Annotated in this window: 1 protein-coding gene; it reads left to right on the top strand. The window is 65.7% G+C overall.

Going from position 1 to position 353, the window contains the following annotated elements; all coding sequences use genetic code 11:
* Positions 1-353, top strand: a 353-nt coding sequence (locus CQ14_RS45555; RefSeq protein WP_430650124.1) for an NAD-dependent epimerase/dehydratase family protein, incomplete at both ends; no start/stop codon positions are given.

Here is a 353-nt window from a genome sequence, read left to right as displayed (position 1 = left end):
GGCCATCGCGGCATGGTCGGCGCGGCGCTGGTGCGCCGGCTGGCACAGGAACACGTCGAACTGCTGACCGCGACGCGCAATGAGGTCGATCTGCGCGATCAGGCCGCCGTCAATGCGTGGTTTGCCGCCAAACGCCCGCAGGTGGTGTTTCTGGCCGCGGCCAAGGTCGGCGGCATCGTCGCCAACAACACGCTGCGCGCCGAATTCCTCTACGATAACCTGGCGATTGCGACGAACGTGATCCACGCGGCGCATGTCCATGGCGCCGAGAAGCTGATGTTTTTGGGCTCGTCCTGCATCTACCCGAAACTGGCGCCGCAGCCGCTGCGCGAGGATTCCATGCTGACGGGGCA

The sequence above is a fragment of the Bradyrhizobium lablabi genome (assembly GCF_001440475.1).
GTDB lineage: Bacteria > Pseudomonadota > Alphaproteobacteria > Rhizobiales > Xanthobacteraceae > Bradyrhizobium > Bradyrhizobium lablabi.
Note: the sequence above shows the minus strand (reverse complement) of the source record. Positions and strands in the feature narration are given on the sequence as shown.